At 67.5% G+C, this 15405-nt stretch carries 15 protein-coding genes; 10 read left to right on the top strand and 5 right to left on the bottom strand.

Translation table 11 applies throughout. The features are described from left to right. Positions 1-53: 53 nt before the first annotated feature. The 5 genes from ACXYX3_RS22705 (at position 54) to ACXYX3_RS22685 (ending at position 5588) form a co-directional block, all read left to right on the top strand. A complete protein-coding gene (locus ACXYX3_RS22705; RefSeq protein ID WP_458609093.1) occupies positions 54-839 on the top strand; it encodes a 2-keto-4-pentenoate hydratase in 786 nt (261 codons plus the stop codon). 9 nt (positions 840-848) lie between these two features. Further along, positions 849-1766, top strand: a complete 918-nt coding sequence (locus tag ACXYX3_RS22700) for an acetaldehyde dehydrogenase (acetylating) (RefSeq protein WP_458609092.1) — start codon at positions 849-851, stop codon at positions 1764-1766. Beyond that, on the top strand, positions 1763-2812 hold the full coding sequence (gene dmpG, locus ACXYX3_RS22695) for a 4-hydroxy-2-oxovalerate aldolase (RefSeq protein WP_241205469.1): 1050 nt from the start codon (positions 1763-1765) through the stop codon (positions 2810-2812). The genes ACXYX3_RS22700 and dmpG overlap by 4 nt, the downstream gene beginning before the upstream one ends. Positions 2813-2956: 144 nt before the next feature. After that, complete coding sequence (locus ACXYX3_RS22690) at positions 2957-3430, top strand: hemophore-related protein (protein WP_458609091.1); 474 nt, start codon at positions 2957-2959, stop codon at positions 3428-3430. 82 nt (positions 3431-3512) lie between these two features. Next, complete coding sequence (locus ACXYX3_RS22685; RefSeq protein WP_458609090.1) at positions 3513-5588, top strand: RecQ family ATP-dependent DNA helicase; 2076 nt, start codon at positions 3513-3515, stop codon at positions 5586-5588. On the opposite strand, the gene ACXYX3_RS22680 is transcribed toward ACXYX3_RS22685, so the two are convergent. Continuing rightward, on the bottom strand, positions 5578-6492 hold the full coding sequence (locus tag ACXYX3_RS22680; RefSeq protein WP_458609089.1) for an IclR family transcriptional regulator: 915 nt from the start codon (positions 6490-6492) through the stop codon (positions 5578-5580). The two genes, ACXYX3_RS22685 and ACXYX3_RS22680, sit on opposite strands and share 11 nt — an antisense overlap. Positions 6493-6568: 76 nt before the next feature. On the opposite strand from ACXYX3_RS22680, the gene ACXYX3_RS22675 reads away from it, so the two are divergent. The 3 genes from ACXYX3_RS22675 to ACXYX3_RS22665 are packed head-to-tail and all read left to right on the top strand — an operon-like array spanning position 6569 to position 9626. Next, positions 6569-7696, top strand: a complete 1128-nt coding sequence (locus tag ACXYX3_RS22675; protein ID WP_458609088.1) for a hypothetical protein — start codon at positions 6569-6571, stop codon at positions 7694-7696. Between the two features lie 8 nt (positions 7697-7704). Continuing rightward, positions 7705-8478, top strand: a complete 774-nt coding sequence (locus ACXYX3_RS22670) for an SDR family oxidoreductase (RefSeq protein WP_458612191.1) — start codon at positions 7705-7707, stop codon at positions 8476-8478. Then, a complete protein-coding gene (locus tag ACXYX3_RS22665; protein ID WP_458609087.1) occupies positions 8475-9626 on the top strand; it encodes a sulfotransferase family protein in 1152 nt (383 codons plus the stop codon). Before ACXYX3_RS22670 ends, ACXYX3_RS22665 begins: the two co-directional genes overlap by 4 nt. Positions 9627-9789: 163 nt before the next feature. Here the strand turns inward: ACXYX3_RS22665 and ACXYX3_RS22660 are convergent, their stop codons facing one another. Next, a complete protein-coding gene (locus tag ACXYX3_RS22660) occupies positions 9790-10242 on the bottom strand; it encodes a hypothetical protein (protein ID WP_458609086.1) in 453 nt (150 codons plus the stop codon). After that, positions 10239-11390 (bottom strand): Rieske 2Fe-2S domain-containing protein, encoded by a 1152-nt coding sequence (locus ACXYX3_RS22655; protein ID WP_241205476.1) that lies wholly within the window; start codon positions 11388-11390, stop codon positions 10239-10241. The genes ACXYX3_RS22660 and ACXYX3_RS22655 overlap by 4 nt, the downstream gene beginning before the upstream one ends. Before the next feature lie 153 nt (positions 11391-11543). On the opposite strand from ACXYX3_RS22655, the gene ACXYX3_RS22650 reads away from it, so the two are divergent. Together ACXYX3_RS22650 and ACXYX3_RS22645 are read left to right on the top strand one after the other, a co-directional pair. Continuing rightward, positions 11544-12755 (top strand): MFS transporter, encoded by a 1212-nt coding sequence (locus ACXYX3_RS22650; protein ID WP_458609085.1) that lies wholly within the window; start codon positions 11544-11546, stop codon positions 12753-12755. Positions 12756-12764: 9 nt separating this feature from the next. Further along, positions 12765-13340 (top strand): TetR/AcrR family transcriptional regulator, encoded by a 576-nt coding sequence (locus ACXYX3_RS22645; protein ID WP_458609084.1) that lies wholly within the window; start codon positions 12765-12767, stop codon positions 13338-13340. Here ACXYX3_RS22645 and ACXYX3_RS22640 read toward each other — a convergent pair. Then, a complete protein-coding gene (locus ACXYX3_RS22640; RefSeq protein WP_458612190.1) occupies positions 13337-14218 on the bottom strand; it encodes a TIGR03619 family F420-dependent LLM class oxidoreductase in 882 nt (293 codons plus the stop codon). The genes ACXYX3_RS22645 and ACXYX3_RS22640 overlap by 4 nt on opposite strands. Then, positions 14218-15405: a thiolase domain-containing protein gene (locus ACXYX3_RS22635; protein ID WP_241205479.1), complete on the bottom strand. Its 1188-nt coding sequence runs from the start codon at positions 15403-15405 to the stop codon at positions 14218-14220. Before ACXYX3_RS22635 ends, ACXYX3_RS22640 begins: the two co-directional genes overlap by 1 nt.

Genomic DNA, 15405 nt, shown 5'->3' with positions numbered 1-15405 from the left:
AATTGCCCGGCCGACTAACAACTGTGCCGGTGGACGAAACGAGGGGAATTCACATGTTGCCCGCGCAGGTGCGCGAGAAGCTCGCCGCCGACCTGGCCGAAGCCGAGCGCACACGTCAGCCCATCTCACCTCTCACGGACGCTCATCCCGACATCGACGTCGTCGATGCCTACGAGATCCAGCTGATCAACATCCGGTCGAAGGTGGCCGACGGCGCGCGGGTGATCGGCCACAAGGTGGGGCTGTCCTCGGAGGCCATGCAGAAGATGATGAACGTCGACGAGCCCGACTACGGGCATCTGCTCGACGGCATGGAGGTGTTCGAGGATCGGCCCGTGGAGTCGGCCCGGTATCTGTACCCCCGGGTGGAGGTCGAGGTCGGCTTCATCCTCTCCGACGACCTGCCGGGCGCCGGCTGCACCGAGGACGACGTGCTGGCGGCGACCGCGGCGTTCGCGCCGGCGATCGAGTTGATCGACACGCGCATCACGAATTGGCAGATCAAGCTGTGCGACACCATCGCCGACAACGCCTCGTCGGCGGGATGGGTACTGGGCGAGGCGCGGGTCTCGCCCAAGGACATCGACATCCGAAGCATCGACGCGGTGCTGACCAACAACGGCGAGGTGGTCGCCGAAGGGCGCAGCGACGCGGTTCTGGGCAACCCCGTCACCGCGGTGGCGTGGCTGGCGCGCAAGGTGGAGGGGTTCGGCGTCCGCCTGAAGGCCGGTGACATCGTGCTGCCGGGGTCGTGCACCCGCGCGATCGACGCGCCGCCGGGTAGCCGTTTCGTCGCCGATTTTTCCGGGTTGGGTTCGGTACGACTGGATTTCGAATAGGAGCCTGATATGGCTGACAAGGCAACCGTGGCGATCGTCGGGTCGGGCAACATCAGTACCGACCTGCTGTACAAACTCCTGCGTTCGGAGTGGCTGGAGCCGCGCTGGATGATCGGGATCGACCCGGAGAGTGAGGGTTTGGCTCGCGCCCGCAAGCTCGGTCTGGAGACCTCCCACGAGGGGGTGGACTGGCTGCTCGCACGGGACGAGATGCCGGACATGGTGTTCGAGGCGACCAGTGCCTACGTGCACCGGGATGCGGCACCGCGGTACGCCGAGGCCGGTATCCGGGCGATCGATCTGACCCCCGCGGCGGTGGGGCCGGGGGTGATCCCGCCGGCGAATCTGCGCGAGCATCTGGACGCGCCGAACGTGAACATGGTGACCTGCGGTGGGCAGGCGACCATTCCGATCGTCTACGCCGTGAGTCGTGTGGTGGGGGTGCCCTATGCCGAGATCGTGGCGTCGGTGTCCTCGGCGTCGGCGGGTCCGGGCACCCGGGCCAACATCGACGAGTTCACCAAGACCACCAGCGCCGGGGTGTCGACGATCGGCGGTGCACAGCGGGGTAAGGCGATCATCATCCTCAACCCGGCGGACCCGCCGATGATCATGCGCGACACCATCTTCTGCGCGATTCCCGACGACGCCGACCACGCCGCGATCACGGCGTCGATCAAGGAGGTGATGGCCGAGGTGCAGACCTATGTGCCCGGCTATCGGTTGCTCAACGAGCCGCAGTTCGATGAGCCGTCGGTGGTCAACGGAGGCACCCATGTCGTCACGACGTTCATCGAAGTGGAGGGTGCGGGCGACTACCTGCCGCCCTACGCTGGAAATCTGGACATCATGACTGCCGCGGCCACCAAGGTGGGCGAGGAGATCGCCAAGGAAGTCCTGGCAGCGACCACCGGAGGTCACGCATGAGCGGCATCTATTTCGATCCGATGTGGGATGTGCGGATGACGGACACGTCGCTGCGCGACGGGTCCCATCACAAGCGGCATCAGTTCACCAAAGACGAAGTGGGTGCGATCGTCGCGGCCCTGGATGCGGCCGGGGTGCCGGTCATCGAGGTCACCCACGGTGACGGGCTGGGCGGGTCGAGCTTCAACTACGGGTTCTCCAAGACCCCCGAGCAGGAACTGATCAAGCTCGCCGCCGAGACGGCGAAAGACTCGAAGATCGCGTTCCTGATGCTGCCCGGGGTGGGCACCAAGGAAGACATCAAAGAGGCGCAGAACAACGGCGGGTCGATCTGCCGCATCGCCACCCATTGCACCGAGGCTGACGTCTCGATCCAGCATTTCGGGCTCGCCCGTGAACTCGGGTTGGAGACCGTCGGGTTCTTGATGATGAGTCACACGATCTCCCCGGACAAGCTCGCCAAGCAGGCGCGGATCATGGCCGATGCGGGGTGTCAGTGTGTCTATGTGGTCGACTCCGCCGGTGCCTTGGTGTTGGAGGGGGTGCGGGATCGGGTCGCGGCGTTGGTCGCCGAACTCGGTGACGACGCGCAGGTGGGTTTCCACGGGCACGAGAACCTCGGTTTGGGCGTGGCCAACTCCATCGAGGCCGTGCGGGCCGGGGCCAAGCAGATCGACGGGTCGTGCCGCCGCTTCGGGGCGGGGGCCGGTAACGCGCCGGTGGAGGCGTTGATCGGGGTGTTCGACAAGATCGGTGTGAAGACCGGCATCGATTTCTTCGACATCGCCGACGCTGCCGAAGAGGTCGTCGCCCCGGCGATGCCGGCCGAGTGCCTGCTCGACCGCAACGCGTTGATCATGGGCTACTCCGGGGTGTACTCCAGCTTCCTCAAACACGCCATCCGCCAGTCCGAGCGCTACGGGGTGCCCGCGCACAAGCTGCTGCACCGTGCCGGGCAGCGCAAACTCATCGGCGGCCAGGAAGACCAGCTCATCGACATCGCCCTGGAGATCAAACGGGAGATGGACGCGGCGGCGACCACGTAGGCCCGCGCGCAGGACGACCGTCAGCCGGTGAACGTGAGCAGACGGCCGGCTTCCGGCGGTTGCGCGGTGTTTAGCTTCCGCGGCGATCGGCTAGCAAAAAGGGAAAGCGAATGTGCGTTCGCAGACCCAGAGGAGTGATTGCCCGTGACTTCCACCGACACCGTTCGCCGTGGACTGTTCGGCGTGTTCGCAGGCGGCCTGCTCACCTTCGGCGCGGTCGCGATCATCGCCCCCGTGGCCCGCGCCGAGCCGGCTCCGGGGCCGGTCTTCACCTCGGACTGCTCGGCCGCCAGTGTCGCCGGCACCGTGAGCACCGCAGCAGCCTCGGAGGGTGCATACCTGACGGCCAACCCGCAGACCAACGAGGCGCTTTCCACGATGTCGGCCCAGCCTCAGCCGGAGGCCCAGCAGGCGTATGTGACGTACCTCAAGGACAACCCGCAGGTCCAGCGTCAACTGGAGGCCATCTACGAACCGGTCGGCTCACTGAAGCAACGCTGCGGCATCACTGTGACGCCCACTCCCGTCGCCCAGGCGGTGTGGACCGTACAAACCCCGCAGCTCCCGAGCGCGCCGGAGCCCGACAACGCGGGGGACTCCGAGGCGCCGACGGCCTGATCGTCGACCGCCGACCACTGACCGTGCGTTCCTGCGGGAGGCACGGTCAGTGTGTGTCGGGGGTGTCGGAGACGATGGGGTCATGGTGACCCGCGACGACGCGCAGAAGATTCTCGAACAGCTGGCGGGTCCGGGTGCGCAGCTGCGCGACGACCAGTGGACGGCGATCGAGGCGCTGGTGGTACACCGGCGACGTGCGCTGGTGGTGCAACGTACCGGGTGGGGGAAGTCGGCGGTCTATTTCATCGCGGCCACCCTGCTGCGTCGCAACGGTCACGGCGCCACGGTCATCGTCTCGCCGTTGCTCGCGTTGATGCGTAACCAGGTCGCGTCGGCGGAGAAGGCGGGGGTGCGTGCCGCAACCATCAACTCGAGCAACATGACCGACTGGGACGGCATCCATGCTCGGGTGCGTGACGGCGATCTCGACGTCCTCCTCGTCAGCCCGGAACGGCTGAACAATCCCGACTTCCGTGACTCCGTGTTGCCCGAGCTCGCACGCGACGCCGGCCTCGTCGTCGTGGACGAGGCGCATTGCGTCTCCGACTGGGGCCATGATTTCCGCCCCGACTACCGCCGCATCCGCACGCTGCTCGCCGACCTCGGCAGCGATGTTCCGGTCCTCGCCACGACGGCCACCGCCAACGACCGAGTGGTCGCCGACGTCGCTGCGCAGCTCGGCGTCGGCGGCCGTGACACGCTGGTGCTGCGCGGGGGTCTGGATCGGGAATCCCTGCGGCTGTCGGTCGTCACCGCCGGTAACCCCGCGCAGCGCGCCGCCTGGCTGGCCGCACATCTCGGCGAGCTGCCCGGCTCGGGCATCGTCTACACCCTGACCGTGGCCCAGGCTCAGGACGTCGCTGCGCTGCTGCGCGAGCGGGGCTATCCGGTCGCGGCGTACACGGGCGCCACCGACGCCGCCGAACGGGAGCAGCTCGAAGCGGATCTGCTGGGCAACCGCGTGAAGGCGCTGATCGCCACGTCGGCACTGGGCATGGGGTTCGACAAACCCGATCTGGGATTCGTGGTCCACCTCGGTGCGCCGTCGTCGCCGATCGCGTATTACCAGCAGGTCGGCCGCGCCGGCCGTGCCACCGAGCGTGCCGAGGTGATCCTGCTGCCCGGCCACGAGGACGCCGACATCTGGCGGTATTTCGGGTCTCTGGCGTTTCCGCCGGAACAGTTGGTGCGCAAGGTGATTCGTGAGCTGGACGTGGACCGTCCGCTGTCGACGGCGGCGCTTGAGCCGCTCGTCGACCTCAATCGTTCCCGGCTCGAGATGGTGCTCAAGGTCCTCGACGTCGACGGGGCGGTCCGCAGGGTCAAAGGCGGCTGGACAGGCACCGGCGAGCCGTGGGAGTACGACGAGCAGCGCTATCGGACTCTCGACGAGGCACGCCGCCGAGAGCAGCGGGCCATGCTCGACTACCAGGCCACCCAGCGGTGCCGGATGGCGTTCCTGCGCGCCCAACTCGACGATCCGACACTGACGCCCGACGAGCGCTGCGGACGGTGCGACAACTGCACCGGTGAACGTGTCAGCGGCGACGTCGCCGCGTCCGACTCCGAGGAGATCCGCGCCGCACTGATGCGTCCCGGGGTCGAATTGGCGCCGCGCAAGCAGTGGCCGACTGGCCTCGCCAAGCTGGGTATCGAGCTGTCGGGCCGGATCACCGACGGACCGTCGCCCGGCCGCGTCGTCGGGCGGCTCACCGACCTGGGCTGGGGTGCACGGCTACGGGCGCTGCTCGACGGGCCCGACGCCGAGGTGCCAGACGATGTGGTGAGCGCCGCGGTGAAGGTGCTCGCGGCGTGGAACTGGACGACGCGGCCGACCGCGGTGATGGCGCTCGACTCGGCCACGCATCCGCTGCTGATCACCTCGCTGCGCGCGCGGTTGGCCGAGCTGGGCAGGCTCACCGATCTCGGCACTCTGCAGTACACCCCAGGCCACCGGCCCGTCGGCGCCGCGAACTCGGCCTACCGCGTCGCGGCACTGCACGGCGCGTGGTCGGTTCCCGACGCCGTGCCCGACGGCCCGGTGCTGCTCGTCGACGACCGCACCGACACCGGGTGGACGATGACGATGGCGGTCCGCGTCGTACGCGCGGCCGGCGCCGCTGACGTGCTCCCGTTCGCGCTGGCCGCTACGTCCTAGCCGGTGCCGGACATCCGGGTCTGGCGCCGCCGAGCTGCGCGGTCACCGCGTCGGCGGCGGCGACCACCGCGCGCGCCCGTTCGCCGATCTCGCGCTCGGTCAGCGCCGTGCCGATGTGCATCGAAGCCACCATGGCCTGGCGCCGGTGCTGATCGAAGACGGGGGCGGAGATCACGCTGATGTCGTGGCGAGTCCGTGCCCGCCTGTCCTCCTGCAACGACACGCGTTCGCCGATGTCGGAGACCAGCTCGCCCAGCAGCGCCCGCAGTTCGTCGGGCAGTGTGGCCGACATCCCGGCCATCAGCGCATACAGCCGCCGACCGGCCGGCGTCTGTCGTTCCACCAGGTAGCCGTCCGCGCGACACGCGGTGATCACGCGGTGCAACCGCTGAGTGTCGGTGCGCAACGGAATCGTCGGTTCCTTGGCCAGCCACGCCCGGGCGGCGAGATCGTCCCACAGCACGAACATCAGTCCGACCGGCGGCGCGAACGGATAACTCTGGCCCACTTCGACACCGGGGTGCGCTCCGGCCGGGCTGACCAGGTCGAGCACGGTGATGCGATCGTCGATCACCGCCGACAGCGCTGCGGTGACCCCGAACCGGGTGGACAGGCGGCGTAGCTCGTCGCGCACGGCCGGGCTGACCCGCATCGCCTCCTGGGCGCGGTGGCCGAGCGTGATCAGGGCCGGTCCCAGCCGATAGGTCTTGTCGGTGTCGTCGCGCACCAGGTAGCCGGCCTCGGCAAGCGAGGTGACGATGCCCAGGCAGGTGGGCTTGCTCAGGCCGAGGCGGCGTGCCAGATCCGAGACACCGAAGCGTTCCGTCGGTCGTGCACCGAGGAATTCGAGGATCGCGACGACCCGGTCGGTGGGCGGCGAGACGCGGCGGGCAGTCGGCGACACATGCCGAACGGTACATATTTGGAACGCTACGGTCGATATATTGACTCCTGTTAGAACGCGTTCTAATTTCGGGGGCGTGCACGCACAGCCGCTGATCGACGCCATCGCCGAGGCCGAGGCGCTCGTCGTCGCCGCGCCCTTCATCGAATCCGACGCCGACCTCCTCGAAGGTCTGCAGTACTTCGCCGGATGCGTGGCGGCCTGCACGCACGTCGCCTTCGACTACGACCGCGACCACCCGTTCCTGCACAGCGGAACCGGTCCGTTCACCAAGATGGGCCTCGACAATCCCGACACGCTGTACTTCGGTACCCGCGTCGTGCCGGGCCACGAGTACGTGGTGACCGGTCGTCGCGGCACGACGACCGATCTCAGTTTCCAGATGCTCGGCGGCGAGTACACCGACGACAACGTCCCGGACAGCGAGACGGCGTTCGACGATCGCGAACTCGACATCGCGCCCGACGGCACCTTCGAATGGCGGGTGGTGCCGAAATCGCCCGCGCAGTTGGTGATTCGTGAGGTGTACAACGATTGGTCGGCGCAGCGCGGTACGTTGGCGATTGCGCGCACCGACACTGCGGGCACCGCACCGCCGCCGCTGACCCCTGAGCTGATGGAGAAGCGGTTCGCGGTCGCGGGCAAGCAGTTGGTACAGCGGGTCAAGACCTGGCTGCAGTTTCCGCAGTGGTTCTACGACACGCTGCCGGTGAACACGATGGTGCCGCCGCGGCTCACCCCGGGTGGGTTGGCCACCCAGTATTCGTCGGTCGGCCACTTCGATCTGGCGCCCGATCAGGCCATGGTGATCACCGTGCCGGTCTCCGATGCGCCCTACATGGGCTTCCAGCTCGGCAGTCTCTGGTACATCTCGCTGGATTACATCAACCACCAGACCTCGTTGAACGGGACGCAGGCGCAGGCGGATCCGGACGGCTTCATCCGCATCGTGGTTTCCGACGAGAACCCCGGTGTGACGAACTGGGTCGAAACACTCGGCCACCGCAAGGGTTACCTGCAGTTCCGGTGGCAACGGGTGTCCCGGCAGATGACCGAGGCCGACGGTCCGACGGTGGCGGTGATGGACCTCGACGACGTCGCCGGCGCATTGCCGTACCACAAGGACAACGTGATCTCCTCCGACGACTGGCGGGCGCGAATCGCTCTGCGTCAGCAGCAGATCGGCTACAGGATGGTGGGATAGCGATGGGCATGCTCGAGAACAAGGTCGTTCTGATCAGCGGCGTCGGACCGGCGCTGGGCACCACGCTGGCGCGGCGATGCGCACAGGAGGGCGCTGATCTGGTGTTGGCCGCACGGACCGTTGAGCGGCTCGAGGGTGTAGCGGGGGAGGTCGAGGGCCTCGGTCGGCGCGCGGTGTCGGTGGGTACCGACATCACCGACGAGGCGCAGGTGAGCAATCTCGTCGAGAAATCGCTCGAGGCGTACGGCAAGGTCGATGTGTTGATCAACAACGCATTCAAGGTGCCGTCGATGAAGCCGTTGGCCAAGACCAGCTTCGACCACATCCGGGAGACGTTCGAGCTCACGGTGCTCGGGGCGCTCCGGCTGATCCAGGGGCTGACGCCGGCACTGGCGGAGGCCAAGGGCTCAGTCGTGAACGTGAATTCGATGGTGGTGCGACATTCCGATCCCAAGCAGGGTGCGTACAAGATGGCCAAGTCGGCGCTGCTGGCCATGTCGCAATCGCTGGCCAGCGAGCTGGGCGACCAGGGCATTCGGGTGAACTCGGTTCTGCCGGGCTATATCTGGGGCGGCACGCTGCAAGGTTACTTCGAGCACCAAGCCGGCAAGTACGGCACGACCGTCGATGAGATCTACAAAGCCGCTGCGGTCAACTCCGATCTCAAACGGCTGCCCACCGAAGACGAAGTGGCCTCGGCGATCTTGTTCATGGCCAGCGACCTGTCCAGTGGGATCACCGGACAGGCATTGGATGTCAACTGCGGGGAGTACAAGGCGTGAGTTCCTCCGCCCGCACGAATGTCGGCACCGTCGAGGATCTGCACGCCTCAGCGGTGAAGGCCTGCGGACTCGACGATTTCGGTAGCGACGACGACAACTATCGCGAAGCGCTGGCCGTCCTGCTCCAGTCCTATCAGCGCGATGCCGACCTGACCGAGTTCGGCAGCAAGATGCAGCGGTTCTTCGTGCGCAACGCTTTGGTGGCGCGGCTGGTGTCGGAGGCGGCGTTCAAGCAGTATCCCGAACACGTCGACGTGCCGATCGAGCGGCCGATCTTCGTCACCGGCCTGCCACGCACCGGCACCACCGCCGTGCACCGGTTGCTGGCCGCCGATCCGCGCCACCAGGGCCTGGAGCTGTGGCTCGCCGAGTTCCCGCAGCCCCGGCCGCCCCGCGAAACCTGGTCGCAGAACCCGGTTTTCCAGCAGCTGGATGCGCAGTTCAGCAAGGCGCATGCGGAGAACCCGGACTACACCGGCCTGCACTACATGACCGCCGACGAGGTGGAGGAGTGCTGGCAGCTGCTGCGGCAGTCGCTGCATTCGGTCAGCTACGAGACGTTGGCTCACCTGCCGACCTACTCGCAGTGGCTCGCGCGGCAGGATTGGACGAAGCCCTATCAGCGGCACCGCAAGAACCTCCAGCTGATCGGGCTGAACGACGCCGAGAAGCGCTGGGTGTTGAAGAACCCCAGCCATCTGTTCGCCCTCGATGCGCTGTTCGCGACGTACCCCGACGCGCTGGTGATCCAGTGCCACCGACCGGCAGAGACGATCATGGCGTCGATGTGCTCTCTGGCACAGCACACCACCGAGGGGTGGTCGCACAGCTTCCACGGCAAGGTGATCGGGGAGGATTCGCTCGAGACGTGGTCTCGGGGGCTGCGGTTGTTCAGCGCCGAGCGGGCCCAGCACGATCCGGCGCAGTTCTACGATCTCGACTACTTCGCGCTGATCAAGGATCCGGTGTCCGCCGTCGAGGACATCTACCGGGCGTTCGACATCGAGTTCACCGACGAGGCACGCGCGGCCGTCGTGCAGACCCACGAGAAGAGCCAGCAGGGCCCACGAGCCCCGAAACACACTTATTCACTGGCGGATTACGGGCTGACCGAAGACCAGGTCAAAGAACAGTTCGCCGGCCTGTAGCCGGGCCCCTCTTCCGCCCAAACCAACGAATGGGCGCACTTGTGCGGGTGGATCGCGCCATTTCGTCGATCTCGGCGCCACGCTCGAGATCGACGAAATGGCGGACTTCACTCGCACGAATCCGCCTGAACGTGAGTTTGGGCGAGAGTGGACAGGCGGCCCGTCAGCCGTCGCCTGGGGAGGGTGCGCTCGAGTACTCCTCGAGACACCCCTCGGCCACGGCGTGGCGAATGCTGTCCGCCAGTCGCGGGCATGCTCGTTCGCGGGCGGGATCGCCTCCAGACGAACGGATCTCGGCGAAATGCGCGCAGCGCTGCGTCGCCTCGCTCGTCCACTGGACCGAGGTGTGCGCCGGCCCGAGTTTCTTGACGCGCACCGCGACATGACAGAAACGGCAGTCCACCGACGCCAGACCGGAGTTCAGGTACCGCTCGCGATCGGCCTGACTGCTCGCACGCACCGCGGCCGCACGCTCCGGATCCGACGCGAAATCCGGTGCCTTACCCCAACTTCGGCTTGAACCCGGAGTGTGACCGTGCTCGTGCTCCTCGTCGTCGTGGCCGTGCAACAGCAGCATCGACTTGGCGAGGCGGTCCACATCCGGAGTGTCTGTCACGTCGACTGCTTCTCCGCGTCCCTTGCTTTCAGGTTCTCCTCGACTTCGACGTTCCACTTCTGCACCGCAGCCGTGGTGTCGACCTCCATCTCGAACCGGTCGGTCATCTCCGGTGTCACATCGGCGACGTCGACGTAGAACTGCTGGTACCACCGGCGCATCTGGTACACCGCGCCGTCTTCCTCCACCAGCAGCGGGTTGTCGATGCGGGTCTTGTGCTTCCAGATCTCCACGTCCTGCAGGAAGCCCTTGCTGACCCCGTCGGTGAAGGCGTCGGCCAGCTTCTCGGTGGTCTTGTCGTCCAGCCCCTTGGGCTTCTCGACGATGACGCCCCACTGCAGCATGAACGAATCCTGGGTCACCGGGTAGTGGCAGTTGATCAGGATCGACTCGGCCTTGAAGTCGCCGTAGGTGTTGTGCAGCCAGTTGATCATGAACGACGGGCCGAAGTAGCTCGCCTCGGAGTCGAGCTTGGCGTCGCCGTACGCGGTGCCCATGTCGTTGATGTCGGGTCGGCCCACGTTGTGGAGGTACTGAGACGCGATGTGGCCCTCGAAGACGTTCTTGAAGTACGTCGGCAGGCCGAAGTGGATGTAGAAGAAGTGCGCCATGTCGGTGACGTTGTCGATGATCTCGCGGCAGTTGCTGCCCTCGATGAGCATCGAGTTCCACTTCCAGTCGGTCCACTCGCCGCTGGCCCACTCGGGGATCTCGGGGATGCGCACTTCGTCCTGGGGTGGATTGCCCTCATGGTCGTGCCACACGAACAACAGGCCGCCCCGGACATCGGTGTGCCAGGCGCGCGTGCGCGCCAGCCGTGGCGTGCGCTTGGCGTAGGGCACGAGCTTGCACTTGCCGTCGCCGCCCCACCGCCAGTCGTGGAACGGGCAGGCCACCTCGTCGCCCTTGATCGTGCCCTGGGCGAGATTGCCGCCCATGTGCCGGCAGTAGCCGTCGAGGATCTTCACCTCGCCCGCCGAGTCGGCGAAGACCACCAGCATGGTGCCGAAGATCTCGATGCCGTGCGGCTTGCCGTCGAGGTAGTCCTTCACCGGTCCCAGGCAGTGCCAGCCGCGCGCGAAGCGGTCGGGCAGCGTGCCGGTGTCGATCTCGCGAATGCTCGCGGTTCCCGCCGTGTCGGTGCTCACCTGGGGCCTCCCCAATCTTGCTCGAATTAGAACACGTTACAGTTTTTCGCCGCCGCCGCGCAATCGGCGGACTGTCACCAGGGCAAAACGTTGCGCATCTCACCCTGATCATCGGGGTACCCGGCTGGCCGTGATCACACGTTCCTCGATATAGTGCACACCGTGTCCACTATTACCGCCCCGGCCAGGCTGACCGGGACCCGTCGGTGGCTGGCGGTCGCCGCGGCGACGTTCGCGATCGCCTGGGGTGGCAACGAGTTCACCCCTCTGCTGGTCATGTACCGCACGGGAGCGGGCTTCTCCGGGCTGACCGTCGACCTGCTGCTGTTCGCCTACGTGCTCGGCATCGTGCCGGCCCTGCTCATCGGCGGCCCGCTGTCGGACCGCTTCGGGCGCCGCCCGCTGATGCTCCCTGCGCCGCTGCTGGCCGCGGGGGGCTCGCTCATCCTCGCCGCCGGCGCCGACTCCGCGGTGGTCCTCGCTGTCGGCCGCGTGTTCAGCGGGCTGGCGCTCGGACTCGCGATGGCCGTCGGCGGCAGCTGGCTCAAGGAACTCTCCGCACCGCCCTACGGCGACGGCACCGCGGGCGCCCGGCGCGCGGCGATGAGCCTGACCGCCGGTTTCGGTCTGGGCGCCGCCGCCGCGGGCGCGCTCGCACAGTGGGGCCCCGCGCCGACCGTGCTGTCCTATGCGTGCAACGCTGCCCTGGCCTTCGCGGCGGCGGCAGCGCTCACCGTCGCGCCCGAGACACGCGAACGCCACGAGACCTCGAGCCCGTGGTGGGCCGACCTGGTGATCCCGACGGCGGCGCGGCGTCGCTTCCTGCGCGTCGTCCTACCCGTTGCGCCATGGGTCTTCGGAGCCGCGGGTTCGGCGTACGCGGTGTTGCCCGCGCTGCTGACGGACCGTGTGCCGCACGCGCCGATCGCGTTCTCCGCGCTGCTGTGTGTCGTCGCGCTCGGGGTCGGCTTCGGCGTGCAACAGGCCGGACGGGCGCTGGGCGCTGACGGTCCGCGGGGTGTGCCGACCGCGCTGCTGCTGTTGGCGGCGGGAATGGTGTGCGCTGCCTGGGCGGCCGCCGCGCTGACAGTGATGGCGGCGCTGATCGCCGCCGCGGTGCTCGGCGCTGGTTACGGCATGGCGCTGCTCGCGGGCCTTCAGGAGGTGCAACGGCTCGCCGGCCCCGACGATCTGGCGGGCATGACGGCGATCTTCTACAGCCTGAGTTACCTGGGTTTCGGCATTCCCGCCGCACTGTCTCTGCTGGCGGAGGCCGGTGTGTCCTATCCCGCGATGTTCGGCGCCGGCGCCGTGTTGGCCCTCGGCTGCCTGGTTGTGGTGATGAGCGGCACCCGACGGTCCTAGGGTCTGTCCATGGCCAACCGTCGCGGACGTCCGCGGAGCGAGGCCGTGCGCGGCGCCATCCTCACCGCAGCAGCCGAATTGGCCGCCGAAGGTGGCCCGGGCGCGGCGACCATCGACGCGATCGCCCGTCGGGCCGAGGTCAGCCGCACGACGATCTACAAATGGTGGCCATCGGCGTCGGCGATCGTGCTCGAGGGCCTACTGGAGTCGGTGCGGGAGTCGATCGTGCGGCCTCCGGGCAGCACCACGATCGAGGCGCTCATCCATCACGTCAGCGCCCTCAACGCCATCCTGGCCGATCCCGGCGTCGGGGCGCTGCTGCGCAACGTGATCGCGGCGGCCGCCGGCGATCCGGCGATCCAGACGGCGCTGCTCGCCCAGTGGATCGAACCCCGGCGCGGTGCCGTCGTGGACGCGCTGACCGACGCGGTCGCGGTCGGAGAACTGTCGGGCGACACCGACATCGAGGTGGTGGTGGACGCGTTGGTGTCACCGCCGTACTACCGGCTCGTGTTCGGGATGCCGCCGCTGTCCGAGCACGGGGTGCGTGCGCTGGTCGACGCGGTGTGGACCGGCTGCTCCTAGGTGTCCTGCCAGCCGGAGTGGATGTAGGTGTCGGCGAACCGCTTCAGCGAGTCCTTCTTCTGCTCGATCGGAGCGTCGAAGCCCAATCCGTCGAACACCCACGGGATCACGATGTTATCGGTGACGCCGGACTCGGCCAGCTCCCGGTGCCCGTCGACGCCGAACTTGTCGATGCAGACGGCCTGATACTCGTACGGTCCGTCGGCGCGGCCGTATTCGGCCCTCAGCGCTTCGATGTTGCCGATCGTCTCGGCCAGCTCGGCCCCGGTCATCATCGCGCTGGTCCACCCGTCGCCGATCCGTGCCGCCCGTCGCAGCGCGACGTCGGTGTGACCACCCACGTAGAACGGCACCGGCTCGCTGGGGGCGGGACTCATCTGCAGCCGGTCGAAGTCGTAGAAGTCGCCGTGGAACTCGACCATGCCGCCGCCGAGCACGAGCTTGATCACATCGATCATCTCGTCGACGCGCTTGCCGCGTTTGGCGTAGGGCACTCCGCACCACTCGAATTCCTCCGGCGCCCAGCCGATTCCGACGCCGAATCCGAACCGGTTGCCGGTCAGGTTGGCCACCGAGCCCACCTGGCGGGCCAACAGCAGCGGATTGCGCGAGCCCAGCTTCATCACGTTGGTGTAGAAGCGCAGCGTCGAGGTGACCGCACCCATCGCGCCGGCCGCGACCAGCGGGTCCACCCACGGGGTGTTCTCGTCCCACATACGCGACCCGTCGGGTGTGTACGGGTAATCCGCCGACTGCTTCTCCATGTAGAACAGCGAATCGGGCAGCGCGATCGCGTCGAATCCGACCTCTTCTGCGGTCCGGGCGATCTCGAGCAGCTGGTCGATGGGACCCATCGCCACGCTGCAGGTGTACTTCATCACGCGCCCGGCTTGTCGCCGGGTTTGTCACTGGAGACCACCCACATCGAGTAGTACTGCGCCCCACCGCCGTACGCGTGCCCGAGAGCCTTGCGGGCACCGGGGACCTGGTGGTCGGCGCCCTTGCCCATCACCTGGATGGCGGACTCGGCGAACCGGATCATGCCGGATGCGCCGATCGGGTTCGATGACAGCACCCCACCGGACGGGTTGAACGGGATGCGCCCACCGATGGCGGTCTCCCCGGCTTCGGTCAGCTTCCAGCCCTCGCCCTCCGGGGCGAAACCGAGACTCTCCAGCCACATCGGCTCGTACCAGGAGAACGGCACGTACACCTCGGCCACGTCGATCTCATCGATCGGGCTGGTGATCCCGGCCGATTTCCACAGCGCCGCTGCCGCGTCGCGGCTGGCCTGGGGATTGACCTGATCGCGGCCGGCGTAGGCCAGCGGTTCGGTGCGCAACGCGGTCGCGTGCACCCAGGCGACCGGGTGTCCCTCGGCGACACGCGCATCCGCGCTGGCCTCGTCGCCGATCACCATCGCCGCCGCGCCGTCCGACGACGGGCACGTCTCGTCGTAACGGATCGGATCCCACAGCATCGGAGAGGACATCACCTTCTCCAGCGTGATGTCGGGCTGGTGCAGATGGGCCAGCGGGTTCTTGACCGCGTTGAGCCGGTCCTTGACCGCGACCATCGCGCCGATGTGGGTGGGGGCACCGGAACGGCGGATGTAGGCGCGCACGTGCGGGGCGAAGTACCCGCCCGCTCCGGCACCGACGGGCTTGGTGAACGGCACCGGAATGCTCAACGCCCACATGGCATTGGACTCCGACTGCTTCTCCCACGCCATCGTGAGCACCCGGCGGTACTTGCCCGACTGCACCAGGCTCGCGGCCACGATCGCCGTGGAACCGCCCACCGAACCCGCCGTGTGCACACGGATCAGCGGCTTGTTCGTCGCACCCGTCGCGTCGACCATGAACAGCTCGGGCATCATGACGCCCTCGAAGAAGTCGGGCGCCTTACCCACCACGACGGCGTCGATGTCGGCGAACGTGACGCCGGCATCGGCCAGCGCGCGATCGATGGCCTCGCGCACCAGGCCGTTCATCGACACGTCGGTACGCTTGGCGACGTACTTGGTCTGGCCCGTACCCAGCACGGCGGCGAGATGTTTGGCCAT

This window comes from Mycobacterium sp. Panama NTM2 (assembly GCF_054355555.1).
This window is presented reverse-complemented; position numbering and strand designations above follow the sequence as displayed.

Coding starts and splice junctions, on each gene's coding strand:
- ACXYX3_RS22705 (WP_458609093.1), top strand. CDS start 54: ATGTTGCCCGCGCAGGTGCGCGAGAAGCTCGCCGCCGACCTGGCCGAA.
- ACXYX3_RS22700 (WP_458609092.1), top strand. CDS start 849: ATGGCTGACAAGGCAACCGTGGCGATCGTCGGGTCGGGCAACATCAGT.
- dmpG (WP_241205469.1), top strand. CDS start 1,763: ATGAGCGGCATCTATTTCGATCCGATGTGGGATGTGCGGATGACGGAC.
- ACXYX3_RS22685 (WP_458609090.1), top strand. CDS start 3,513: ATGGTGACCCGCGACGACGCGCAGAAGATTCTCGAACAGCTGGCGGGT.
- ACXYX3_RS22670 (WP_458612191.1), top strand. CDS start 7,705: ATGCTCGAGAACAAGGTCGTTCTGATCAGCGGCGTCGGACCGGCGCTG.
- ACXYX3_RS22645 (WP_458609084.1), top strand. CDS start 12,765: ATGGCCAACCGTCGCGGACGTCCGCGGAGCGAGGCCGTGCGCGGCGCC.
- ACXYX3_RS22640 (WP_458612190.1), bottom strand. CDS start 14,218: ATGAAGTACACCTGCAGCGTGGCGATGGGTCCCATCGACCAGCTGCTC.
- ACXYX3_RS22635 (WP_241205479.1), bottom strand. CDS start 15,405: ATGGCCAAACATCTCGCCGCCGTGCTGGGTACGGGCCAGACCAAGTAC.